Origin of the sequence: Pseudomonas sp. S49 (genome assembly GCF_009866785.1) — a bacterium.
Taxonomy (GTDB): domain Bacteria; phylum Pseudomonadota; class Gammaproteobacteria; order Pseudomonadales; family Pseudomonadaceae; genus Aquipseudomonas.
In genome coordinates this window covers 2120914-2144576 of record NZ_CP019432.1, presented here as the reverse complement: position 1 = coordinate 2144576, position 23663 = coordinate 2120914, and the positions used below count along the sequence as shown (strand labels likewise).

18 protein-coding genes are annotated in these 23663 nt (G+C 59.5%); 9 read left to right on the top strand and 9 right to left on the bottom strand.

Annotated elements, in window-relative coordinates:
- Nucleotides 1-40: 40 nt before the first annotated feature.
- Entirely contained in the window at nucleotides 41-2422 is a 2382-nt protein-coding gene (locus PspS49_RS09450) for a diguanylate cyclase (protein WP_127926496.1), read from the bottom strand.
- A 145-nt stretch (nucleotides 2423-2567) separates the two neighbouring features.
- Nucleotides 2568-4838 (bottom strand): bifunctional 23S rRNA (guanine(2069)-N(7))-methyltransferase RlmK/23S rRNA (guanine(2445)-N(2))-methyltransferase RlmL, encoded by a 2271-nt coding sequence (gene rlmKL / locus PspS49_RS09445; RefSeq protein ID WP_127926495.1) that lies wholly within the window; start codon nucleotides 4836-4838, stop codon nucleotides 2568-2570.
- Nucleotides 4839-5370: 532 nt separating this feature from the next.
- On the opposite strand from rlmKL, the gene PspS49_RS09440 reads away from it, so the two are divergent.
- On the top strand, nucleotides 5371-5586 hold the full coding sequence (locus PspS49_RS09440; RefSeq protein ID WP_003223300.1) for a ribosome modulation factor: 216 nt from the start codon (nucleotides 5371-5373) through the stop codon (nucleotides 5584-5586).
- Nucleotides 5587-5838: 252 nt separating this feature from the next.
- Here PspS49_RS09440 and PspS49_RS09435 read toward each other — a convergent pair whose 3' ends face one another.
- Nucleotides 5839-6858, bottom strand: coding sequence for a quinone-dependent dihydroorotate dehydrogenase (locus PspS49_RS09435; RefSeq protein WP_034152862.1), 1020 nt, complete (start codon nucleotides 6856-6858; stop codon nucleotides 5839-5841).
- A 223-nt stretch (nucleotides 6859-7081) separates the two neighbouring features.
- On the opposite strand from PspS49_RS09435, the gene PspS49_RS09430 reads away from it, so the two are divergent.
- The 8 genes from PspS49_RS09430 to cobA all read left to right on the top strand — a co-directional run bounded on the left by PspS49_RS09430 (nucleotide 7082) and on the right by cobA (nucleotide 18890).
- Entirely contained in the window at nucleotides 7082-8293 is a 1212-nt protein-coding gene (locus PspS49_RS09430; RefSeq protein WP_160038940.1) for a CmpA/NrtA family ABC transporter substrate-binding protein, read from the top strand.
- Nucleotides 8294-8308: 15 nt separating this feature from the next.
- Nucleotides 8309-8884, top strand: a complete 576-nt coding sequence (locus tag PspS49_RS09425) for an ANTAR domain-containing protein (RefSeq protein ID WP_038365449.1) — start codon at nucleotides 8309-8311, stop codon at nucleotides 8882-8884.
- 430 nt (nucleotides 8885-9314) lie between these two features.
- Nucleotides 9315-10526: a nitrate/nitrite transporter gene (locus tag PspS49_RS09420; RefSeq protein ID WP_095111816.1), complete on the top strand. Its 1212-nt coding sequence runs from the start codon at nucleotides 9315-9317 to the stop codon at nucleotides 10524-10526.
- Nucleotides 10527-10533: 7 nt separating this feature from the next.
- Nucleotides 10534-12204 carry a bifunctional protein-serine/threonine kinase/phosphatase gene (locus tag PspS49_RS09415; RefSeq protein ID WP_160038938.1) on the top strand — a complete coding sequence of 557 codons (1671 nt, stop codon included), beginning with the start codon at nucleotides 10534-10536 and terminating at the stop codon, nucleotides 12202-12204.
- Nucleotides 12205-12627: 423 nt separating this feature from the next.
- The gene (nirB, locus tag PspS49_RS09410; RefSeq protein WP_127926492.1) at nucleotides 12628-15081 is read left to right on the top strand and encodes a nitrite reductase large subunit NirB; all 2454 of its coding nucleotides are present in this window, start codon (nucleotides 12628-12630) and stop codon (nucleotides 15079-15081) included.
- Entirely contained in the window at nucleotides 15078-15395 is a 318-nt protein-coding gene (nirD, locus tag PspS49_RS09405; RefSeq protein ID WP_095120050.1) for a nitrite reductase small subunit NirD, read from the top strand. Before nirB ends, nirD begins: the two co-directional genes overlap by 4 nt.
- The gene (locus PspS49_RS09400; protein ID WP_160038936.1) at nucleotides 15395-18109 is read left to right on the top strand and encodes a nitrate reductase; all 2715 of its coding nucleotides are present in this window, start codon (nucleotides 15395-15397) and stop codon (nucleotides 18107-18109) included. The genes nirD and PspS49_RS09400 overlap by 1 nt, the downstream gene beginning before the upstream one ends.
- 13 nt (nucleotides 18110-18122) lie before the next feature.
- Nucleotides 18123-18890: a uroporphyrinogen-III C-methyltransferase gene (gene cobA / locus PspS49_RS09395; protein ID WP_127926490.1), complete on the top strand. Its 768-nt coding sequence runs from the start codon at nucleotides 18123-18125 to the stop codon at nucleotides 18888-18890.
- Nucleotides 18891-18987: 97 nt separating this feature from the next.
- On the opposite strand, the gene PspS49_RS09390 is transcribed toward cobA, so the two are convergent.
- From PspS49_RS09390 to rraA, 6 genes are all read right to left on the bottom strand, one after another.
- Entirely contained in the window at nucleotides 18988-20022 is a 1035-nt protein-coding gene (locus PspS49_RS09390; RefSeq protein ID WP_126361745.1) for an OmpA family protein, read from the bottom strand.
- A 107-nt stretch (nucleotides 20023-20129) separates the two neighbouring features.
- Nucleotides 20130-20720 (bottom strand): RNA polymerase sigma factor SigX, encoded by a 591-nt coding sequence (sigX, locus tag PspS49_RS09385; protein ID WP_011333251.1) that lies wholly within the window; start codon nucleotides 20718-20720, stop codon nucleotides 20130-20132.
- Nucleotides 20721-20810: 90 nt separating this feature from the next.
- A complete protein-coding gene (locus PspS49_RS09380; RefSeq protein ID WP_007916401.1) occupies nucleotides 20811-21635 on the bottom strand; it encodes a mechanosensitive ion channel domain-containing protein in 825 nt (274 codons plus the stop codon).
- A gap of 2 nt (nucleotides 21636-21637) precedes the next feature.
- Nucleotides 21638-21886 (bottom strand): hypothetical protein, encoded by a 249-nt coding sequence (locus PspS49_RS09375; protein WP_008076827.1) that lies wholly within the window; start codon nucleotides 21884-21886, stop codon nucleotides 21638-21640.
- Between the two features lie 63 nt (nucleotides 21887-21949).
- Nucleotides 21950-22945 carry a zinc transporter ZntB gene (locus PspS49_RS09370; RefSeq protein WP_160038933.1) on the bottom strand — a complete coding sequence of 332 codons (996 nt, stop codon included), beginning with the start codon at nucleotides 22943-22945 and terminating at the stop codon, nucleotides 21950-21952.
- Nucleotides 22946-22967: 22 nt separating this feature from the next.
- Entirely contained in the window at nucleotides 22968-23459 is a 492-nt protein-coding gene (rraA, locus tag PspS49_RS09365; RefSeq protein ID WP_160038931.1) for a ribonuclease E activity regulator RraA, read from the bottom strand.
- Nucleotides 23460-23663: the final 204 nt, after the last annotated feature.

Genomic DNA, 23663 nt, shown 5'->3' with positions numbered 1-23663 from the left:
TCGCGAGCAGGCTCACTCCTACAAGGGTTTAGCGTCGCGGCTAGCTCATCTGCTCGACACGATCGCGTCCGCGCTGCTTTGCCATATACACACCCGAATCCGCCCTGAGCAACAGCGCATCCGCGCCCTCCCCCGAGCGCCAACTGGCGATACCGAAACTCGCCGTGACCACGCCGACCACATCCACCGGCGCACTGCGCAAACCCTGCCACAGTTCAACCGCCAGCATGTACGCATGTTCGCCGTCGATGTCCGGGCACAGCACCATGAACTCCTCACCGCCCAACCGGCAGAACACATCGGTACGCCGCAGACGATGGCCGATGCGTTCGCACACCGCTTGCAGCACGCGGTCACCGACGGCGTGGCCATACTGATCGTTGATGCGTTTGAAATGGTCGATGTCGAGCATGATCACCGACAGCTCGCCGCCACCGCGCTCGACCCGGGCCATTTCGGTGGTCAGGCGTTCCTGAAAATAGCGACGGTTATGAATGCCGGTCAGCGAGTCGGTCACTGACAGCGCACGCAGTTCTTCTTCCACGCGTTTGAGGTCGGAAATGTCCGAGATATAGCCATGCCACAGCACGCCGCCGCCCGGCAGTTCTTCCGGCGTCGCCTCGCCGCGTACCCAGCGTAGACCGCGCTCGGGCAACTGCACACGGTATTCCTCGCGCCACGGGCTGAGGCTGTCGGCCGAGGCGCGAATCGAAGAGCGCACACGAGTAACGTCCTGTGGATGAATGCGCGTGAAGATCGCTTCCGCGTTGAACAGCAGCACATCCGGCTCCAGTTCGTAGATCTCGCGAATGCCGTCGCTGGCGTAGATCACACTGAAGCGTCCGTCGAATTCCATCTTGAACTGATAGATGCCACCGGGCACGTGAGCGCTGAGCTTCTTCAGCAACACATCCCGCGCCGCCAGCACCTCGTGCACGCGCTTGCGCTCAGTGATATCGATGCAGATCGCCAGATGCCCGACCCACAAACCCTGCTCATCGAGCACCGGGGTGGCGAGCATGTTCACTGGAATATGGCTGCCATCGCTGCGCACCAGCGTCCACTCGCGTGCCTCATGGCCGCCGACTTCGCCGCCCTCGACCAGCATCGCGTGGCAGGTCGGGATGGTCTTGCCGTAACGCGCACTCAACTCGGCAGCGCGGGCCGTCAGCTCGCGGGGCAGGTGCAGGTTTTCCAGGGTCATGTGGCCGACGACATCGGCGCTGCTGTAGCCGAGCATTTGTTCGGCGCCGGGGTTGAAGGTGTTGATCACCCCGCGCAAGTCGGTGGCGATGATTGCCACCTGCGTCGCCGCATTCAGCACGCCGCGCAACTGGCCGTGGGTGCCGCGCAGCTCCTGTTCGCTGGCATGCAATTCCTGCGTGCGCTGCTCCACCATAAGCAAGGCGCGCTGGCGCTGACTGACCAACACGTAGAGCAAGGCGCTGAGCAGCAGACTGAGTAACCCACCCAGAATGATCACACTGCCCACCGACGAATGGTTGGCCTGAACGAACGCGTCGCTCGGCAAGATATCGACCTGATAGTCGTGATCGGCCATGCGCACCAGACGCGTGGCGGACAAATCGCTCAGTGCCGGGTCGTTGCTCGACTCGAACAACACCTCGTGCTGATCATGGGTCGACATGTCGAGAATGCGCACTGACAGGTAATCATGGAAGGCATCCGGCAAACCGTCAGCCAGCAACTGGCGCATGCTGATCACCGCCATCACGTAGCCGAACGACTGCCGCTCGCCGTTGCGGCTGACCGGCGCCACCAGCAACACGCCGCGCGCGTAGGACGGCTCAATGCTAACCAGGTGCATCGGTTGCGACACCGCCAGCCCGCCGAGCTTATCGGCACGTTGCAGGGTGTCGCGCCGCAGCGGTTGCGCCAGCAAGTCATAACCCAACGGTGAGCCGAGCCGGCTTTGCGTCTGGCTGTAGAGCACCGGCACGTATTCATCGCGCACGCCAGCCAGTTGCAGCTCGCCCTGGGCATTCAATTCACGGAGGGTAAAGTTGCTCAGACCTTCATCACGCACCCGCTGCTCGAATGCCGCGCGCTCGGCACCGCTGACCTTGAGGGCAAACGAATAGGCCTGGGTACGCATTAATAAGGGTTGGGTGTAACCGTCGAATTCGGTGCGGGATACCGATTCAGAGTTGGCGAAGAAGCGGCGCAGACCGTCGAGGCGTTGCTCCTGATCCTGAAAGCGTTCTTCGATGCGGCTGTAACGTTCGTTGGCCAACAGTTGAAAACGCTGACGGGATTGTTGCTGAAACTGATTGAGGGTGGCCCAGGCGAGCAGCCCCGTGAGAATCCCACCGGCGAGCAATACCAGCAGCGCGACCAGCCAGGCCGAGACGTCTTCGCTGATGAAACCCAGAATCTTTGGGCGCACGGGGTGCAACGACATAAAGACAACTCACTACGCCAGCATTTACGGGAAAACCCCATTGACCGTGTGTGAGTTATAGCTATTAGCCACTAATTTAGCTAGCGCGGGCAGATCCACGGAGCCTTTAAAAATCAAGGCTCTGTGGATCCAATTGCGCAAAGCGTCAACGAGCCGTGATTTTCCAGGCGCGGTGGATCTTGGTGTTGCGGGCGAAATCCGGATCGATGGTCTGCGCGCTGATTTCCTCGACCGCGTAACGCTCGGCGAGGTTTTCTTCCAACTGGAACTTGCGGAAGTTGTTGGAAAAATACAGCACACCACCCGGCGCCAGACGGGCCATGGCCAGGTCAATCAACTGCACCTGATCACGTTGCACGTCGAAGATGCCTTCCATGCGCTTGGAGTTGGAGAAGGTCGGCGGATCGATAAAGATCAGGTCGTACTCGTCACGGCTGCTTTCCAGCCACGCCATCACATCGCCCTGCTCCAGACGGTTCTTGTCCGAATAGCCGTTCAGCGACAGGTTGCGACGTGCCCAGTCGAGATAAGTCTTCGACAGGTCGACGCTGGTGGTGCTGCGCGCGCCGCCCTTGGCCGCGTGCACGCTGGCGGTCGCGGTATAGCAGAACAGATTGAGGAAGCGCTTGCCGGCGGCCTCTTTCTGAATGCGCATACGCATCGGACGGTGATCGAGGAACAGGCCGGTGTCGAGGTAGTCGGTGAGGTTGACCAGCAACTTCACGCCGCCCTCGGTGACTTCATTGAACTTGCCTTGCGCAGCCTGACGCTCGTACTGCTTGGTGCCGCTCTGGCGCTCGCGGCGTTTGACCACCACGCGGCTCTTGTCGACGTTCAGTGCCTGCGGGATCGCTGCCAGTGCATCGAACATGCGTGCCGAGGCTTTTTCCGGGTCGATCGATTTTGGCGCGGCGTATTCCTGAACGTGCACCCAATCGTGGTACAGGTCGATGGCCATCGCGTACTCTGGCATGTCGGCATCGTAGACGCGGTAGCAATCAATACCTTCGCGCTTGACCCACTTGCCCATGGCCTTGAGGTTCTTTTGCAGGCGGTTGGCAAACATCTGCCCGCCTTCGCTCAAGCGCGGCTGCTCGATCACCGGAACCGGGGCTGGCGTCGGTTTGATCGGGTTGCCGTTCTTGTTGAACTTGCGCTCTTGCGGTTCGTCCGGGGTCTGGTCGTAAGCCGCTTGCTCACGCTCGGCCTGACGCTGTTCCGGAGTGCGACGCTCGCCCGTGACGAACTGATCCGGCAGCACTTTGATCAACAGCAGCTTGCACGGCAGCGCGCCGTTCCAGAACGAATACTGCTTGTGGCTGCGAATGCCCATGCGCTTGCCCAGATCCGGGGCGCCGGTGAACACCGCCGCTTCCCAGTTCAAGCAGGCCTGACGCAGACGCTCGCCGAGGTTCTGGTAGAGATACAGCAGGCTGGCCTCGTCACCGAGACGCTCGCCGTACGGCGGGTTGCAGATCACCAGACCTTTCTGGTTCTGATCCGGACGCGGCTCGAAGGTCGCGACTTCGCCCTGGTAGATCTTGATCCACTCGCTCAGGCCCGCACGCTCAACGTTGTTGCGACCCGGCTGAATCAGACGCGGATCAGCTTCGTAGCCACGAATCCACAACGGTGGCTTGGCCAGACCGGCAGCGGCACGTTCGACGGCTTCTTCGTGGAGTTTTTTCCACAGCGCCGGCACGTGACCGAGCCACGCGGTAAAGCCCCACTGCTCACGGCGCAGGTTCGGCGCCATGTCGGCGGCAATCATGCCGGCTTCGACGAGGAACGTACCGACGCCGCACATCGGGTCAGCCAGCGCGCCGCCTTCGGCAGCAATGCGCGGCCAGCCGGAACGGATCAGGATGGCTGCCGCGAGGTTTTCCTTCAGCGGTGCCGCCCCTTGCTGCAAGCGATAGCCGCGCTGGTGCAGGCTGTGGCCGGACAGGTCGAGGGAGAGGATCGCTTCGCCGCGATCCAGACGCAGGTGAATGCGCAGATCCGGGTTGAGCTTGTCGATCGACGGACGGTCGCCCTGCGGGGTGCGCAGTTTGTCGACGATGGCGTCTTTGACTTTCAGGGCACCGAAGTGGGTGTTGTCGATGCCTGAGCCGTGGCCGCTGAATTCGACGGCCAGGGTGCCGTCGCTGAGCATGTGATCCTGCCACTCGATGTCGAGCACACCGTGGTAGAGGTCTTCAGCGTCTTTCATCGGGAAACGCTTGAGCACCAGCAATACGCGGTTGGCCAGACGCGACCAGAGGCACAGGCGATAAGCGGTTTCCATGGTCGCCATGCCACGCACGGCGGAAGTGTGCTCGCGCGCTTCTTCAAGGCCAAGCCCGACGGCTTCCTCGATGAGCAGGCCTTCAAGGCCTTTAGGGCAAGTGAGGAAGAGTTCGAAACGGTCGGACATGGTATTTCCAGAGCCTTTGGCTAGTGAATCGGCAACGCATTGCCGATCCGGTTTTCAATCAGGCGCTTTTCTAAAAGAGCGCCCGCGTGGCACGAAGGTGTGCCGTTCCATCCCCGCTGCTCGGGTTAAAAGAGCTTAGATGCCGGGACAGATAAAAAAGTTGATGCAACAAAAAGTCTTAAAGCGACCCTTCGTCGCTTTATACCCCAGCGCAAACGTGGGTCATTCTCACTAAAGAATTAACCCCATCATCCAGCGCGGGGCCGATCATACCGGGGTTTGCTCAATAAACGTTCAATAAATAAGCGGTTACTTATCGCTATAGCACTCTTTTCGTTACGTCCTTATGACAAAACGGTCATTCCATCGCTGTGACTCATTGGTTAGAAATGAACACAGGTTGACGTCGCAACGGCGTCAACACCTTGGCTCGCCACGCCGGCAGCGAGCCGCACCATGGCAGGTTTCTTCTGCCAGACCTCAGTTGAGGTCAACGCGACACAAAACAGTCAACAAGTGAGGGAAACACCCTATGAGAAGACTTAAGCGTGATCCGTTGGAAAGAGCATTTTTGCGCGGATATCAATATGGCGTTGGTGGCAAATCCCGTGAGCTTTGCCCATTTACTCTACCGTCGGTACGCCAAGCCTGGATTAACGGCTGGCGAGAAGGACGCGGCGACAACTGGGACGGTATGACCGGCACTGCGGGAATTCACAGACTCAACGAACTTCACGCCGTCGGCTGACACAGGGCATTAATTCCGACACGACAATCTGAATTTGTAACGACTTACCATGCACGTCCTTCCCGGACGGCGGGCTCCGGCCCAGGGGCTCCTTCGAGGAGCCCTTTTTATTGCATGGATTTTTGTGCCGAGCGCATAACCTGTAGGAGTGAGCCTGCTCGCGATAGCGGTCTGTCAGTCGCTGATGAAGTGACCGAAAGAAAGCTATCGCGAGCAGGCTCACTCCTACAAGGGAACAGTGGTGTCTATGGATCAGCGCAGGGCGGCGATCGCGTCTACCGATTCACGGATCAGCGCCGGGCCTTTATAGATGAAGCCGGAATAGATCTGCACCAGGCTCGCACCCGCCAGAATCTTCTCAGCCGCATGCTTGCCTTCAGTAATCCCACCCGCCGCAATGATCGGCAACCGCCCAGCCAACTCACCGGCCAGCACCTTCACGGTATTGGTGCTCTTCTCACGTACTGGCGCACCTGACAAACCGCCCGCCTCGTCTCCATGCTCCATGCCTTCAACGCCAACACGGCTCAGGGTGGTGTTGGTCGCGATTACCGCGTCCATACCGGTTTCGATCAGCGCTTGGGCAACCTGCGCGGTTTCTTCATCGGTCATGTCCGGCGCGATCTTGATCGCCAACGGCACATGTTTGCCATGACGCAACGCCAGTTCAGCACGGCGCGTGGCCAGATCGGCGAGCAACTGCTTGAGCGAATCACCGAACTGCAGGCTGCGCAGGCCCGGGGTGTTCGGCGAACTGACGTTGACCGTCACATAGCTGGCGTGGGCGTAGACCTTGTCCAGGCAGATCAGGTAGTCGTCGACCGCGCGTTCAACCGGCGTATCGAAGTTCTTGCCGATGTTGATGCCCAGCACGCCTTTGTATTTCGCTGCGGCCACACGCGCCAGCAGGTTATCGACACCGAGGTTGTTGAAACCCATGCGGTTGATGATCGCCTCGGCTTCCGGCAAGCGGAAGATCCGTGGTTTCGGGTTGCCCGGCTGCGGGCGCGGGGTCACGGTGCCGATTTCGACAAAACCGAAACCCAGTTGCGCGAAGCCATCGATGGCCGCGCCGTTCTTGTCCAGACCGGCCGCCAGCCCCACCGGGTTCGGGAACTCCAGGCCCATGACCGTCACCGGCTTCTTCGCCGGCGCCTTGCACAGCAAGCCGTTGAGGCCCAAACGCCCACCCGCGCCGATCAGATCCAGCGACAGATCGTGGGAGGTTTCCGGGGAAAGTTTGAACAACAGCTGACGGGCCAGGGTGTACATGGGCGGCGATGACTCGGGCGGCGAAAAGAGGCGGCGATTATAGCCGGGCATCGACCTGCGGCGCGAGGCGCATGCGCAAATCACTGGCACTGGCATATGCCTTGCACCCTCCTTGACTATCAGCGCGCAGGCCAATGACGGCACGCGGGCAAGGACAATGGCGTCGTCCCGGGTTTTGCCTGCGCAAAGTCCGCGGCGGCGCTTTTTTTCGAGGTGGCGGTGTATGAATGAACCTTCGGTAGGGCCACTGGCCTGGGTCAATGGCAGCGATGCCCCGGAAAAGACTGCAATCAACCTCGGTTTCATGGCGTTGAGCGACTGCGCATCGGTTGTCGTTGCTGCCACACAGGGCTTTGCCCAGCCTTATGGACTAACGCTGAACCTGAAGCGCCAGGCCTCTTGGGCGAATCTGCGCGACAATCTGGTCAGCGGCGAACTGGATGCCGCCCACAGTCTGTATGGTCTGATCTACGCCGTGCACTTGGGCATCGGCGGTGTCGCCCCGACTGACATGGCGGTGCTGATGGGGCTGAACCAGAACGGCCAAAGCCTCAACCTGTCGCACGGCCTGCAGAACCTCGGCGTGAGCAGTCCTGAAGCGCTGGATCGGCACGTGCACCAAAGCCGCGCAAAACTCACCTTCGCCCAGACTTTTCCCACTGGCACTCATGCGATGTGGCTGTATTACTGGCTGGCGAGTCAGGGCATTCATCCGTTGCAGGATGTCGACAGTGTGGTGGTGCCGCCGCCGCAAATGGTTGCGCATCTGCAAGCCGGGCGCATCGACGGCTTTTGCGTCGGCGAGCCTTGGGCTGCTAGCGCGGTGCAGCAGAATCTCGGGTTTACCTTGGCCACCAGCCAGACCATCTGGCCCGATCACCCGGAAAAAGTCCTTGGTTGCACCCGCGATTTTGTCGAGCAATACCCGAACACCGCGCGGGCGTTGGTGATGGCGATTCTTGAGGCCAGCCGTTTCATTGAGGAAAGCCCGGAGAACCGTCGCAGCACCGCGCAATTGCTCAGCGCGCCGGAGTATCTGGACGCGCCGCTTTCGTGCATCGAGCCGCGTTTTCTCGGTGATTATGCCGATGGCCTCGGCAATCGCTGGCAGGATCCGCACGCGCTGCGCTTTCACGGTAACGGCGAAGTGAATCTGCCTTATCTGTCGGACGGTATGTGGTTCATGACCCAGTTCCGCCGCTGGGGCTTGCTGCGCGAAGACCCGGATTACCTCGCTGTCGCCCGTCAGGTTCAGCAACTCGATCTGTATCGCGACGCCGCTACTGAGGTCGGTGTTGCCGCGTGGGGCACCGACATGCGCAGCAGCCAGTTGCTCGACGGCAAAATCTGGGACGGCAGCGACCCGGCCGCTTACGCGCGCAGTTTCAAGCTGCACGCGTTGAACGACGACGCCCCTCTTCTCGCCCGCCGCTGACAGGAGACCGCGAACATGTTGCGCATTCTGTTGATCAACGACACAGCGAAAAAAGTCGGGCGCCTGAAAGCCGCGCTGACTGAAGCCGGTTTCGAAGTCATCGATGAATCCGGTCTGACCATCGACCTGCCCGCGCGCGTCGAAACGGTGCGCCCGGACGTAATCCTGATCGATACCGAGTCACCGAGCCGCGATGTCATGGAGCAAGTCGTGCTGGTCAGCCGCGACCAGCCACGGCCAATCGTGATGTTTACCGACGAGCATGACCCCGGAGTGATGCGCCAGGCGATCAAGTCCGGGGTCAGTGCCTACATCGTCGAAGGCATTCACGCCCAGCGTTTGCAGCCGATTCTTGATGTGGCGATGGCACGATTCGAGAGTGATCAGGCCTTGCGCGCGCAGTTGCAGGCGCGTGATCTGCAATTGGCTGAGCGTAAGCGCATCGAGCTGGCCAAGGGTTTGTTGATGAAGATGAAGGACTGCAATGAGGAAGAGGCTTACACCTTGATGCGGCGCCAAGCGATGAGCCGGCAGCAGAAGCTGATTCAGGTGGCGGAGCAGATTATTGCCATGAGTGAGTTGCTGGGTTGAGGTGTCCTCTTAAGAGCCCCCTCACCCTAGCCCTCTCCCAAAGGGAGAGGGGACTGATTGGGGGATGCTCGCGATGTACGCCGACCTGCAATTCCTTCTGTGAATCCATAATCGACTCGGTTTCTCAGGTCGATGTTTGGCGCAAGACACCTCGGTCAGTCCCCTCTCCCTCCGGGAGAGGGCTAGGGTGAGGGGCTTTTGCTCTTTCACCAGTTGGCACAAATCTCGCTATGTAAAACGCACAGGTAACCAACGGCGGTTGCCCCACCCACGACAAAGACGTCGCTCACCCCGTTCGCCCCTTCGGCGAATCAGGTAGCGGCGTTTTTGCGTTTTGGCCCCACAGCTCGGGGCCGGTGGTGCGGCCGTGGCGGCGCCCCACCTGCTGTTGCATGACTCCTTTCGAGACTCTTTTCAGCTGAGGTGCGCGATGAATTCAAGCTTCTGGAAATCCGGCCACACCCCGACATTGTTCGCGGCCTTCCTCTATTTCGACCTGAGCTTCATGGTCTGGTACCTGCTCGGCCCGTTGGCGGTGCAGATTGCCGCCGACCTGCACCTGACCACCCAACAACGCGGCCTCGTCGTCGCCACGCCGATCCTCGCCGGTGCGGTGCTGCGTTTTGTGATGGGCATGCTCGCCGATCGGTTGTCGCCGAAAACCGCCGGGCTGATCGGTCAGGTCATTGTGATTTGCGCGCTGTTCGGCGCCTGGAAAATCGGCATTCATAGCTACGAGCAGGCGCTGATACTCGGCCTGTTCCTCGGCATGGCCGGCGCGTCGTTTGCCGTCGCCCTGCCCTTGGCCTCGCAATGGTATCCACCGCAGCATCAGGGCAAAGCCATGGGCATTGCCGGTGCGGGCAACTCCGGCACCGTGTTCGCCGCATTGCTTGCGCCGGTGCTCGCCGCTGCGTTCGGCTGGAGCAATGTTTTCGGTTTCGCTCTGATTCCGTTGATCCTGACGTTGGTGCTGTTCGCCTGGCTGGCAAAAAATGCGCCTGAGCGGCCAAAAGCCAAAGCCATGGCTGACTACTTCAAAGCCCTCGGCGACCGTGACAGTTGGTGGTTCATGTTTTTCTACAGCGTGACCTTCGGCGGTTTCATCGGTCTGGCCAGCGCCCTGCCCGGCTACTTCAACGATCAATACGGCCTGAGCCCGGTGACGGCCGGTTACTACACCGCAGCCTGCGTGTTCGGCGGCAGTCTGATGCGTCCGCTGGGCGGCGCCCTGGCTGACCGTTTCGGTGGCATACGCACCTTGCTGGCGATGTACACCGTCGCTGCCGTGTGCATCGCGGCCGTCGGCTTCAACCTGCCAAGTTCCTACGCGGCACTGGCGCTTTTCGTCTGCACGATGCTCGGTTTAGGGGCAGGCAATGGTGCGGTTTTCCAACTGGTGCCGCAGCGCTTTCGCCTGGAGATCGGCGTGATGACCGGGTTGATTGGCATGGCCGGCGGCATCGGCGGTTTTGCCTTGGCCGCCGGCATGGGCGCGATCAAACAGAGCACCGGCAGCTATCAACTGGCCCTGTGGTTGTTCGCCAGCCTCGGCGTATTGGCGTGGTTTGGTCTGCACGGCGTCAAGCGTCGCTGGAGAACCACCTGGGGCTCGGCAGCGGTGACGGCGGCGCGGGTCTGAGGCATCAATGGCCCTGCAACTGAGCTTTGCCGAAGCCAGCGCCACCGGCCCACGCGCGGAGAATCAGGACGCTTTGCGCCTGGTCACACCCGCTCCGGCGCTGGCGGCGAGCAAAGGTTTTCTGTTTGCCATCGCCGACGGCGTCAGCCAATGCGCCGATGGCGGACTGGCTGCGCGCTCGACCTTGCAGGCCTTGGCGCTCGACTACTACGCCACGCCGGAAACCTGGAGCGTGGCGCAGGCACTGGATCGCCTGCTGCTCGCGCAAAACCGCTGGCTGCAGGCCAATGGCGGTGGGCAACCGCTGCTCACCACGGTCAGCGTCTTGGTCATGCGCGGTCGGCGCTTCACCCTCGCCCACGTCGGCGACTGCCGGGTGTATCGCTGGCACGCCGACAGTTTGCAGCGGATCTCTGAAGATCATGTCTGGGATCAGCCGGGCATGCAGCATGTGCTCAAACGTGCATTGGGGCTGGATCAGCATCTGGTGCTGGACTTCCTTGATGGTGAACTGCGCCACGGCGAGTGCTTTGTTTTGCTCAGTGACGGTGTCTGGTCGACACTCGGCGATACCGCCATTGCGGCGATTCTGCGTGATCAGCCGGATCTTCACAGCGCCGCGCAGACGCTGGTCAACGCCGCGCATCTGGCGGGGAGCCAGGACAATGCCAGTGCATTGCTGGTACGGGTTGATGCTTTGGGTGAGGCAAATATCGGCGATGCACTGATTCATTTGCAGCAATGGCCACTGCCTCCAGCGCTGAAACCCGGGCAGCACTTTGAAGGCTGGCAGGTGCAAGGGATTGTTGCTCAGAGTCAGCAATCGCTGCTCTATCGAGTGCATGATGGGCAAGGTCAGAGGTGGTTGCTGAAAACCCTGCCCACGCGCTCCGCCGATGATTCCTACGCCGGGCAAGCGTTGTTGTCCGAAGAATGGTTCCTGAAACGTGTGGCCGGGCGGCATTTTCCTGAAGTCCATGCGTGCCAGCAGCGTCAGCATTTGTACTACGTGATGCGCGAATATTCCGGGACGACGCTGGCGCAGATTCTTCAACAAAATGGGCCTTTACCCCTAGCGCAATGGCAGGACATCGCGGAGCGTCTACTACGCGCGGCCGGACTGCTGCATCGACGGCAGATTCTGCACCGCGATATAAAACCGGAAAACCTGCATTGGAGTGATGACGGCGAATTGCGTTTGCTGGATTTTGGCCTGGCGTACTGCCCAGGCTTGTCCGAAGACGCGCCGTCGACTTTACCGGGGACGCCAAGCTACATCGCCCCGGAAGCGTTTCGCGGCGATCCGCCGAGTGCGCAGCAGGATTTGTATGCAGTCGGCGTGACCCTGTACTTCCTGCTCACCGGGCATTTTCCCTATGGCGAGATCGAAGCGTTTCAGCGGCCGCGATTTGGCGTGGCGGTGAGTGCCAGTCGATTTCGGCCGGATCTGCCGGAATGGCTGGCGCAGAGTCTGGAGCGTGGGGTGGCGGCTGATCCGCAACAACGGTTTGAAACGGCTGAGGAGTGGTTGCTGGTGTTGGAGCAGGGCGAGCGGCGGAGTTTGAGTGTGCGGCCCAGACCGTTACTGGAGCGTGAGCCGCTGAAGGTCTGGCGGACGATGGCGATCGTGGCTTTATTGGGGAATCTGGTGCTGCTGGTTTTGTTGTTTCATGGCTGACACCGCGTCGCGCCATTCGCGAGCAGGCTCGCTCCCACAAGAGATTCGTGTCGTTCGCAAATCCCCTGTGGGAGCGAGCTTGCTCGCGAAGGCGCCCACCCAATCACTACAAATTCAACTGCCTGAATGCCCCACGAACGAGCAACCTGCTTCGAATCAGTGCAAAAAATCCACCCTCAAAATCTGTCCCCCCCAATAAACCCGCCACCGTCCCCACTTGGCACAACCACTGCATTACCCCAACCAACACACACATAAAGCCCAACCTTCAACGACGAAGGCTGCGCTTCCCGAGAGAACGGGACCAGGACAAAGGCGTCCTCGCTAGGCAACTAGCGGGACGCCTTTTTTTGTTTGCGCAAAATTTCTCGAGCAAGGCCTGACTGCCCATAAGAGGCCAGCCGCAGCTCCCCGGAGAACCTGATGAAAAAACTCAAACTGGTGATGATCGGCAATGGCATGGCCGGAGTCCGCACCCTCGAAGAACTGCTCAAGCTGAGCAACGAGCTGTACGACATCACCGTCTTCGGCGCCGAACCGCACACCAACTACAACCGCATCCTGCTCTCACCGGTGCTGGCCGGTGAGCAGACCTTCGAGGAGATCGTGCTCAACGACCTCGACTGGTACCTGGAAAACCACATCAAGTTGCTGCTCAACCGCAAAGTGGTGGAGATCGACCGGGTCAAACGCCGGGTGATCGCCGAGGACGGCACCGAAGCCGAATACGATCGCCTGCTGATCGCCACCGGTTCGACGCCGTTCATCCTGCCGATCCCCGGCAACACCTTGCACGGGGTGATCGGTTACCGCGACATCGCCGACACCCAAGCGATGATCGACACCGCCAAAACCCACAAACACGCGGTGGTTATCGGTGGCGGTCTGCTCGGTCTCGAAGCCGCCAATGGCCTGATGCTGCGCGGCATGCACGTCACCGTGGTGCACATCGGCGAATGGCTGCTGGAACGGCAACTGGACAAAACCAGCGGTCAACTGCTGCAAAGCGCCCTCGAATCCCGTGGCCTGCACTTCCGTCTGTGCGAACAGACCCAGGCCCTGCACGATGCCGGCAATGGCCGGGTTGGCTCGGTGCAATTCAAGAACGGCGACATCATTCCCGCTGATCTGGTGGTGATGGCGGCCGGCATTCGCCCCAACACCGAACTGGCGGAAAAGGCTGGCATCCCGTGCAATCGCGGGATCCTGGTCAACGACACCCTGCAAACCTACGATCCGCGCATCTACGCGATCGGCGAGTGCGCCAGCCATCGCGGGATTGCCTACGGTCTGGTCGCGCCGCTGTTCGAACAGGCCAAGGTTTGCGCCAACCACCTCGCACAATTGGGTTTCGCCCGTTATCAGGGCTCAGTGACGTCGACCAAATTGAAAGTCACCGGCATCGACCTGTTTTCCGCTGGCGACTTCATGGGCGGCGAAGGCACCGAGACCATCACCCTCTCCGACCCGATCGGCGGCGTGTATAAAAAACTGGTGATCAAGGATGACGTGCTGGTCGGCGCCTGTCTGTACGGCGATACGGCAGATGGCGGTTGGTATTTCCGCCAGATTCGTGAGAATCACGCCATCGGCGAGATCCGCGATCACCTGATGTTTGGCGAAAACGCTTTGGGCGACGTAGGACATCAGGGCCAGGACAAAGCCATGGTCATGGCCGACACCGCCGAAGTCTGCGGCTGCAACGGCGTGTGCAAAGGCACCATCGTCAAAGCGATTCAGGAACACGGCCTGTTCAGCGTCGATGAGGTGAAGAAACACACCAAGGCTGCCAGCTCCTGCGGTTCCTGTGCCGGGCTGGTCGAACAGATCCTGATCAACACCGTTGGCGGCGCGGCCGACGTCAAACCGAAAAGCGAAAAAGCCATCTGCGGATGCAGCGATCTCAACCACGGGCAGATTCGCCAAGCGATTCGCGAACAGCATCTGCTGACCATCGCCGGCACCATGAGCTACCTCAACTGGCGCACGCCGAACGGCTGCGCAACGTGCCGCCCTGCCCTCAACTATTACCTGATTTCCACCTGGCCCGGCGAAGCCAAGGACGACCCGCAATCGCGCCTGATCAACGAGCGTGCGCACGCCAACATTCAGAAGGACGGTACCTATTCGGTGGTACCCCGCATGTGGGGCGGCGTGACCAACCCTTCGGAACTGCGGCGAATTGCCGATGTGGCTGACAAGTATCAGGTGCCGATGGTCAAGGTCACCGGCGGCCAGCGTATCGATTTGCTCGGCATCAAGAAGCAGGATCTGCCCGGCGTCTGGAAGGATCTCGACATGCCCTCCGGCCACGCCTACGGCAAATCCATCCGCACGGTGAAAACCTGCGTCGGCAGCGAGTTCTGCCGCTTCGGCACGCAGAACTCGACACAACTGGGCATCGAACTCGAGCACGACCTGTTCAACATGTGGTCGCCGCACAAAGTGAAACTCGCGGTCTCCGGATGCCCACGCAACTGCTCGGAAGCAGGAATCAAAGACGTAGGAATCATCGGCGTCGACTCCGGCTGGGAGATGTACATCGGCGGCAACGGCGGGATCAAAACCGAAGTCGCCGAATTCTTCGTCAAGCTGAAAACCGCCGAAGAAGTCCGCGAATACAACGGCGCCTTCCTGCAGCTGTATCGCGAAGAAGCCTTCTACCTCGAACGCACCGTGCACTACCTGCAAAGGGTCGGCATGGAACACATCAAGAAAGCCGTGCTGGAAGATCCCGAGCGCCGCAAAGCCCTGAACGAGCGCCTGCAATTCTCCCTGTCGTTCGAGCAAGACCCGTGGAAAGAACGCCTGGCGCAGCCGCAACTGAAGAAAGAATTCGACGTAATCCCGGTGAAAAATCTGGAGGTGCCTGCATGAACTGGCTCGATATCTGTGCCCTCGACGAGATCAATACCCTCGGTTCGCGGATCATTGCCGGACCGAAAGGTGACATCGCGATTTTTCGTACAAGCGACGACGAAGTTTTCGCCCTCGACGACCGCTGCCCACACAAGGGCGGACCACTGTCACAAGGGTTGATCTACGGCAAACGCGTCGCCTGCCCGCTGCACAACTGGCAAATCGACCTCGAATCCGGCGAAGCTCAGGCGCCGGACATCGGTTGCGCGCACCATCACCCGGCGCGGGTCGAAAACGGTCGTGTGCAACTGGCCCTGCGGGACGCCATCTGATGAACCGCCAGACGACCGCCTCGACCTGCTGTTATTGCGGGGTCGGCTGCGGCGTGCTGATCGAGCATGACGGCGAGCGCATCCTCGGCGTCAGCGGCGATCCGGCGCACCCGGCCAACTTCGGCAAACTGTGCAGCAAAGGCTCGACCCTGCACCTGACCGGCGACCTCGCGGCTCGCGCGCTGTACCCGGAACTGCGCCTGGGCAAAGGCCTGGCCCGCAGCCGCACGGACTGGGACACCGCATTGGAACACGCCGCCAACGTGTTCGCCGAGACCATCGCCGAGCATGGCCCGGACAGTGTGGCGTTCTATATTTCCGGGCAGTTGCTGACCGAGGACTACTACGCCTTCAACAAACTGGCGCGGGCGCTGGTCGGCACCAACAACATCGATAGCAACTCTCGCCTGTGCATGTCCTCAGCCGTGGTCGGCTACAAGCGCAGCCTAGGTGCCGACGCCCCGCCTTGCAGTTATGAGGATCTGGAACTCAGCGATTGCGTGATGATTGTCGGCAGTAACATGGCCTACGCCCACCCGGTACTTTTCCGTCGGCTGGAAGAGGCAAAATCCCGCCGCCCGCAGATGAAAGTCATCGTCATTGATCCACGGCGCACCGACACCTGCGACCTCGCCGATTTGCATCTGGCGATTCTGCCCGGCACCGACGTCGCCTTGTTCCATGGGATTTTGCATCTGTTGTTGTGGGAAGACTGGATTGATCGCGACTTCGTCAAGGCGCACACCGATGGCCTCGCTGAACTGAAAAGTCTGGTGCGTGATTACACCCCACAAATGGTTTCGCAGTTGTGTGGCATCAGCGTTGAGCAATTGCAGCAGTGCGCTGAATGGGTGGGCACTTCGCCAGGTTTTCTGTCGCTGTGGTGCATGGGGCTGAACCAGTCCACGGCTGGCAGTGCGAAGAACAGCGCGCTGATCAATCTGCACTTGGCCACCGGGCAAATTGGCCGTCCGGGTGCAGGACCTTTCTCTCTCACCGGTCAGCCAAATGCCATGGGTGGACGGGAAACTGGCAGTTTGTCGAACCTGTTGCCGGGTCATCGTGACGCGGCCAACCCTGAACACCGCGCCGAAGTGGCGGCTTATTGGGGTGTGGATCAACTGCCGGAAAGCACTGGTCTCAGCGCCATCGAACTGTTCGAGCAAGTGCGCAGCGGCAAGATCAAGGCGTTGTGGATTGCCTGCACCAACCCTGCGCAATCGATGCCGGATCAGAGTGCGGTGCGCGCGGCGCTGGAAGCTTGCCCGTTTGTGGTTCTGCAAGAAGCCTTTCGCACCACCGAAACCGCAGCATTCGTCGATCTCCTGCTACCTGCCGCCAGTTGGGGCGAGAAGGAAGGCTCGGTGACCAACTCCGAGCGACGCATTTCCCACGTACGCAAAGCCATTCTCCCACCGGGCGAAGCGCGGCCGGACTGGGCGATCACGGTAGATTTCGCACAACGCCTGGAGAAACGTCTGCGCCCCGCCGGGCCAAGCCTGTTCACGTTCACTCAGCCCGCGCAGTTGTTCGATGAATTCAAAGGGCTGACGCATGGCCGCGATCTGGATATGTCCGGGATCAGTCATGCGCTGATCGACGAGATCGGACCGCAGCAATGGCCCTTCCCTGTCGGCGCACGACAAGGAACACCACGACTGTACGAAGACGGGATTTTCCCAACCGCCAACGGACGCGCTCATTTCATTGCCGAACCTTACCGCGCCGCCAAAGAACAGCGTGATGCACGCTTTCCGCTGACATTGATCACTGGCCGCTTGCGCGATCAATGGCACGGTATGAGCCGCACCGGTACGGCGGCGCAACTGTTCGGGCATGTCAGCGAAGCGGTGTTGAGCCTGCATCCAGACGAAATGCGTCGGCATCGTTTGCAGCCGGGAGATCTGGTCAACCTTAAAAGTCGTCGCGGCGCAGTGATCGTCGCGGTTGGCAGCGACGACAGCGTACGTCCGGGACAAGCGTTTCTGCCGATGCACTGGGGGGACCGCTTTCTCAAGGGCGGCGTAAACAGCCTGACCCTGCCGGCCCTCGATCCATTGTCGAAACAACCGGAACTGAAACACAGCGGCGTGCGCCTGGAGCCGGTCAATCTGCCGTGGCAGCTTTTCGCACTCATCGAGGGTGATGTTCAACGGCATTTCGAGGCCCTACGACCGCTCTGTGAGGCATTTTCCTACGTGAGTCTCAGCCTTGTCGGACGTGAACGATCGGCATTGCTGATACGCGCTGCCAACAGAGAGGCACCGGATGCGCAATTGCTCAGTGAAATCGATCATTGCTTGTCGCTGATCGACGGCCCGGTTTTGGCCTACGACGATCCGCGCCGGGCCATTGGCAAACGCGTGCGTATTGAAAACGGCCGCATCACCGCGATCCGCCTGGCCGGTGAAACCCTTGCCCAGCATTGGCTACAGGGGTTGTGGCTGGAAGGTCGTGCAGACGAACAACTGCGGCGCTGGTTGCTGGCACCGATGAGTGCGCCGCCGGGCAGTGCCGGGGCGCAAATTGCTGCGGATAAAACCCTGTGCAACTGCAAGAACGTCAGCCTCAACGCGATCTGCGCCGGCATTCGCCAGGGTCTGGATCTGCAAGGTTTGAAAAACAATTTGGGCTGCGGCACGCAATGCGGCTCCTGTGTCCCGGAAATAAAACGCTTGCTGGCTGCCGATGTGCAGCCGGTCGCCGTCATCTGATGAGGAAAACACCATGAACGCAAAAGTCTGGCTGGTGGGTGCAGGTCCTGGTGATCCCGAATTGCTGACCCTAAAAGCGGTGCGTGCGTTGCGCGAGGCCGATGTGGTGCTGATCGATGATCTGGTCAACGACGCGGTGCTGGAACATTGCCCTGGCGCGCGAATCATTGCCGTGGGTAAACGCGGTGGTTGCCGTTCGACACCGCAGGCGTTCATCCATCGGCTGATGCTGCGCTATGCCCGCCACGGCAAGTGTGTGGTGCGGCTCAAGGGTGGCGATCCATGCATTTTCGGCCGTGGCGGTGAAGAGGCACAGTGGTTGCGTGAACGTGGCGTTGAGGTGGAGTTGGTCAATGGCATCACCGCTGGGCTCGCTGGGGCGACGCAGTGCGATATTCCGCTGACGTTGCGCGGTGTGGCACGCGGCGTGACCCTGGTGACCGCGCACACGCAGGATGACAGCCAATTGAACTGGCAGGCGCTGGCGCAGGGCGGGACGACGCTGGTGGTTTATATGGGCGTGGCCAAGCTGGGCGAGATTCGCGATCAGTTGTTGGCGGGCGGGATGGCCGCAGATACGCCGGTGGCGATGATCGAGAATGCCTCGTTGCCAGAGCAGCGCGAATGCCGCAGTGATCTGATGAGCATGAGCGATGACGCAGGAATTTTCGGATTGAAGAGCCCGGCGATTCTGGTGATTGGTGCGGTGGCGGCTGCTGGTGAAGATCAAAAGATCGCAGCCTGCGGCAGCTCCTACAGGACGTATGCAGATTTCATGTAGGAGCTGCCGAAGGCTGCGATCTTTTAAAGCTGCAAAGCCAAATCGCAGGCAAAGAAAAGCCCGGCCTAAGCCGGGCTTTTCTCAGAGCGGCAGCTAATTACTTAGCTTGAGCTTCAACCTGCGCTTCTACGCGACGGTTTACAGCGCGGCCAGCGTCAGTTTTGTTGTCAGCAACTGGGCGGGATTCGCCGTAGCCAACAGACTGAACGCGGGACGATTCAACACCGTACTGGTTGGTCAGAACTTGCTTAACGGCGTTTGCACGACGCTCGGACAGTTTCTGGTTGTAAGCGTCAGGACCGACGGAGTCAGTGTGACCTTCAACAGTAGTGGTGGTGGATGGGTACTGCTTCATGAAGTCAGCCAGGTTCTTGATGTCGCCGTAGCTGTTTGGCTTCACAACCGACTTGTCGAAGTCGAACTTAACGTCCAGCTCAACACGAACAACTTCAGCAACTGCTGGGCAGCCGTCAGCGTCAACAGTTACGTTGGCTGGGGTGTCCGGGCACTTGTCAACGTTGTCGCAAACGCCATCGTTGTCGCTGTCGGAGCAGACTTCAGCTGGTGCTGGAACTGGAGCAGCAGCAGGCTTGGAGCCGCCACCGAAGTTCACACCGATACCAACGCTAGGAGCCCACTCGGTGTCGCCCTGGTCGATGTTGTACTGAGCTTCAACGCCGGCACGAGCGTAGAAGTTCTCGGTGAAGTACAGCTTGGCACCGCCACCAACGTTAGCGAAGGTAGAACGGTTACGACCGTTCGAACCGTTCTGGTCGATGCTCTGGTCGGAGAAACCGGCCGAGACGTATGGACGCAGCATGTCGCCTGGGTTGTTGAAGTGGTACAGAGCGTCCAGAGCGGTGTTAGCGCCTTTTACGTTCTTGCCATCATCGGCACGTACGTTGTGCACTTCGTCGTAGCCCAGACGCAGTTCAACGTCGTCGGTCAGGAAGTAACCGATCGAGCCGCCGAACAGGTTGCCGTTGTTCTTGAAGTTACGAGCGCTGTCGAATTGTTCTTTCTTTGCGAAGCCTTCGATTTCAACTGCGCCTTGGCCTTGTGCCAGAGCGCCGAACGAAGTGGCGGCAATCAGAGAACCAATGGCCAAGCCCAAGGTGTTTTTCAGTTTCATCCGTTAAATCCCCATCTGGTGATTGTGAAGCAGTCCCGCAAACCGGGGGACAACTCGGCGGCAAGTCTATCAGAACTTGCCTACACGTAAGAGATATTTGCGCTGAACTAAGTTTCAGCAATGCCTGCAAATTTCTCACGCAATTTATCTAGAGCACGTTTGTAACGCATTTTTGTCGCACTCAAACCCATGTGCATGATGTCTGCGATCTCCTGAAATTCCAGCTCTGCGACAAATCGTAGCACCAGAATTTCACGGTCAATCGGGTTCACATACACCAGCCAGCGATCAAGCCCGCCCTTCTCCTCGGGTTTCGGCGCCTTTTCTTCGGACGCTTCCTCGAGGGGGTCAAGACTCAATGCGTCCATCAAGCGACGCTTTCGCCGTTCCTTCCGATACTGCGTAATACATTCGTTGTACGTGATGCTGTAGAGCCACGTTTTGAACTTCGATTTCCCCTCGAAGTTCTTCAGGCCATACAGCACCTTCAACATGACTTCCTGACAGACATCGTCTGCGTCGCGATCGTTCCCAAGATATCTCGCACAAACGTTAAATAATGTTCGCTGGTAACGCCGCATCAGTTCTTCATAGGCGCGCGTTACGTGAAACAGCTCGGTATGCGAGCGCGCGACCAACTCCTCATCAGAGAGCTCGCGGGGGTCGTAGCGCGTGGATAGCGTTTGGGCTTTATTCAAAACAAGTCGTGCCGACAGTCAGGTCAATGTCCACCGCGACCAGCATCAGCTGGCATTTCGCGGCGGCATACATTAGCAGGGTTTGCCGGATTAGCGGCTACTCACATGCTGTTCCAGCAGGATCCGATTGGAAAGAGAGACTAGCTCACCCTCATCGGTCAGCAATGTGGTTTTCACCGTGCCGATCTCCTCGATCTGCCCTTCGACCTCGCCAACACGCACTTGTTGCCCAACCTGATACAACTCACGCACATAGATTCCCGCAAGAATCTGACCGGCAATTTCCCGGCTTCCCAAACCCATGGCCAGCGCAACCGCCAGACCAACGGTAATCAAAACGATGACAATCACATGGTTCAGCAGGTCGGTCTTGACCTCTAGCTGACTGATCGCGACCGAGATGCTGATGATGATCACCAGCCCCTGGGCAATTCGCCCAAGCCCCGAAGCGTAGTCCAGGCCCACACCTTCTGCCGCCCCGCGCACCAGCCCGTTGGCCAATTGCGCAAGCAATACACCCACCAGCAACACCAGCGCCGCGCCGAATACTTTCGGCAAATAGAGCGCCAACATATCCAGCGTAGCTGAAACTCGCTCAAGGCCAAGGGATTCTGCTGCCGAAACCAGAAAGATCAGCAGAACGAACCAGTAGACGATTTTGCCGATAAGGGTCGAGATCGGCACTTGCAGGCCGGCCCGCGACATTAATTTGGTCAGGCCGGTGCCACCCATCAGGCGATCGAGGCCGAGTTTGGCGAGCAGTTTGGAGAGCAAGGTATCGAGCAGCTTGGCCACGACGAAACCCAACAGCAGCACGACCAGTGCGCCGAACAGGTTCGGAATGAAGTTGGCTACTTTGGTCCACAACGCAGTCATTGCAGTGACGAGGCTCTGAGTCCAGAGGTCGAGTTCCATATTCAATCAGCCTTATCAGCAGTGCGAGCGGTAGGTTTACGAAGACGGGAAACCGGCGAGACATGGGCCGAGCCGTTATTCAGGGCGATCATCAGCGCGGGCAGCCAGCGGCCCAGCAGGCTGAACAGATCACCGGCGCCAACCTGGCGGTTGGCGGTTTTGAGTACGCGGCCCAGACAGGCATCGTCGTCGCGGCTGGACGGCGAAGCGTTGAGCATGTCGCGCAAAGACTGTTCAAACGGATCGTGCATACGCACCTCTCGTGATGTCTGTGAAAGACGCGGGCAGATTTGGTCGGGTCACATGCGCCATTTTCAGACCCAGCGCAAACGACGGAATAACCACCACTGACCGAAGGCCAGAGCGAGCACCGTCAAGCAGGCGATCAGGAAGCCATAAGGGCTGCTGGAGAATGGAATTCCGCCAACGTTGATGCCCAGCAGACCGGTGATGAAACTCATCGGCAAAAAGATGCAGGTGATGATCCCGAAGCGGTACATCGTGCGATTCATGCGCTCGCTCAAACGCCGGTCTTCCGCCTCCAGCACAAGCCCCACGCGCTCCCGGGTCAATTCGAGCTCTTCGAGATAGCGGGTCAGGCTGTTGTTCAATTCGTTCCAGTAATCGGCATCGTCATCGACAAACCAAGGCAGTTTTATCCGCGTCAGTTGTCCGAAAATATCCCGCTGCGGCGCAAGAAAACGCTTCAACCCAGCGGCCCTGCGCCGGATGTGCAAAATGACACCATGCTCGGGGGTATACCGTTCGTCGGCATCCATCTTTTCTTCTTCCTCATCGGCGATTTCCGAGAGGCAGGTGACCAGATCCTGCACCTTGTTGGTGAGGAACTGCGCCAGATAAAGAATGAGTTCAGAAGCCGTTTTCGGGCCTTTGCCGTCCGCCAATTGCACCAACAATTCATCAGTGGCACGCAAAGGACGCAAACGCAGGGAAATCACCCGCGGGGCGGAAGCGAAAATCCGCACCGAGACCATGTCTTCCGGCTCGGCACCCGGGTTGAGATTGACGCCGCGCAAGAACAACAGCAATTCGGAATCGGGCAACGGCAACAGGCGCGGTCGAGTGTTCTCTTCCAGCAGCAAGTCGCAGGTGAATTCATTTAGGCCGCTGGATTTGCGCAGCCAGGTCTGGGTTTGCGGATGGCTGCGATCCCAATGCAGCCACAGGCTTTCATGGGCCTGCAGCTGCAAATCGTCGAGCTCAGTCCGGGCTATCGAACGCGCACCGCCTTTACCGTCCAGCACCAGGGCATGCACCAGCCCCCATTGCGCGTTTTCTTCCTCGAACATCCGCATCCCTTTGTCGAAAATCTTATTCAGGCATTTTCAGCGGGCTCGGCGAGACGATCACGCCGTTATTGTCCGCATAAATGTAGTGGCCCGGGTGGAACGTCACGCCGGCAAACGTCACCGCGACGTTGAGGTCACCAATGCCGCGTTTTTCGGTTTTCATCGGGTGGCTGGCCAGCGCCTGCACGCCCAGATCGGTCTGGGCAATGACGTCGACGTCACGGATGCAGCCGTAGATCACCAGCCCTTCCCAACCGTTTTTAGCGGCTTTCTCGGCGATCATGTCGCCCAGCAATGCACGTCGCAGCGAACCGCCGCCATCAACCACCAGCACCTTGCCGTTGCCTTTGAGTTCGGCTTGTTCCTTGACCAGCGAGTTGTCTTCGAAGCATTTGATGGTCACGATTTCGCCGCCGAATGAATCACGGCCACCGAAATTGCTGAACATCGGTTCCAGCACCTGCACCAGCTCCGGATAGGCGTCGCACAGGTCAGGCGTAAGGTAATGGTTCATCGAAAAACTCCTGTAAAAAGCAAGACGATCAAGGATGCCGCGTTCTGAAGAGACGAGCTCCGGTGGTCGCTGTTTACCTTAGCTCATTGAATGTTCGCTGAATGGACCTGAACAAACGCTGAAACGTAATCGCTAAACTGCCACCGAATATGACCAGAACCGCACAATTCGTCATATCTTAGCCGCAAGCCGACCTGAACGAAA

What these genes read in the sequence shown, in the direction of transcription:
- PspS49_RS09420 (WP_095111816.1), top strand. Translation starts at nt 9,315, where the DNA reads ATGAATTCAAGCTTCTGGAAATCCGGCCACACCCCGACATTGTTCGCG.
- rraA (WP_160038931.1), bottom strand. Translation starts at nt 23,459, where the DNA reads ATGAACCATTACCTTACGCCTGACCTGTGCGACGCCTATCCGGAGCTG.
- rlmKL (WP_127926495.1), bottom strand. Translation starts at nt 4,838, where the DNA reads ATGTCCGACCGTTTCGAACTCTTCCTCACTTGCCCTAAAGGCCTTGAA.
- nirD (WP_095120050.1), top strand. Translation starts at nt 15,078, where the DNA reads ATGAACTGGCTCGATATCTGTGCCCTCGACGAGATCAATACCCTCGGT.
- PspS49_RS09430 (WP_160038940.1), top strand. Translation starts at nt 7,082, where the DNA reads ATGAATGAACCTTCGGTAGGGCCACTGGCCTGGGTCAATGGCAGCGAT.
- nirB (WP_127926492.1), top strand. Translation starts at nt 12,628, where the DNA reads ATGAAAAAACTCAAACTGGTGATGATCGGCAATGGCATGGCCGGAGTC.
- cobA (WP_127926490.1), top strand. Translation starts at nt 18,123, where the DNA reads ATGAACGCAAAAGTCTGGCTGGTGGGTGCAGGTCCTGGTGATCCCGAA.
- PspS49_RS09370 (WP_160038933.1), bottom strand. Translation starts at nt 22,945, where the DNA reads ATGTTCGAGGAAGAAAACGCGCAATGGGGGCTGGTGCATGCCCTGGTG.
- PspS49_RS09435 (WP_034152862.1), bottom strand. Translation starts at nt 6,858, where the DNA reads ATGTACACCCTGGCCCGTCAGCTGTTGTTCAAACTTTCCCCGGAAACC.
- PspS49_RS09415 (WP_160038938.1), top strand. Translation starts at nt 10,534, where the DNA reads ATGGCCCTGCAACTGAGCTTTGCCGAAGCCAGCGCCACCGGCCCACGC.
- PspS49_RS09440 (WP_003223300.1), top strand. Translation starts at nt 5,371, where the DNA reads ATGAGAAGACTTAAGCGTGATCCGTTGGAAAGAGCATTTTTGCGCGGA.
- PspS49_RS09390 (WP_126361745.1), bottom strand. Translation starts at nt 20,022, where the DNA reads ATGAAACTGAAAAACACCTTGGGCTTGGCCATTGGTTCTCTGATTGCC.
- PspS49_RS09375 (WP_008076827.1), bottom strand. Translation starts at nt 21,886, where the DNA reads ATGCACGATCCGTTTGAACAGTCTTTGCGCGACATGCTCAACGCTTCG.
- PspS49_RS09400 (WP_160038936.1), top strand. Translation starts at nt 15,395, where the DNA reads ATGAACCGCCAGACGACCGCCTCGACCTGCTGTTATTGCGGGGTCGGC.
- PspS49_RS09425 (WP_038365449.1), top strand. Translation starts at nt 8,309, where the DNA reads ATGTTGCGCATTCTGTTGATCAACGACACAGCGAAAAAAGTCGGGCGC.
- PspS49_RS09380 (WP_007916401.1), bottom strand. Translation starts at nt 21,635, where the DNA reads ATGGAACTCGACCTCTGGACTCAGAGCCTCGTCACTGCAATGACTGCG.
- PspS49_RS09450 (WP_127926496.1), bottom strand. Translation starts at nt 2,422, where the DNA reads ATGTCGTTGCACCCCGTGCGCCCAAAGATTCTGGGTTTCATCAGCGAA.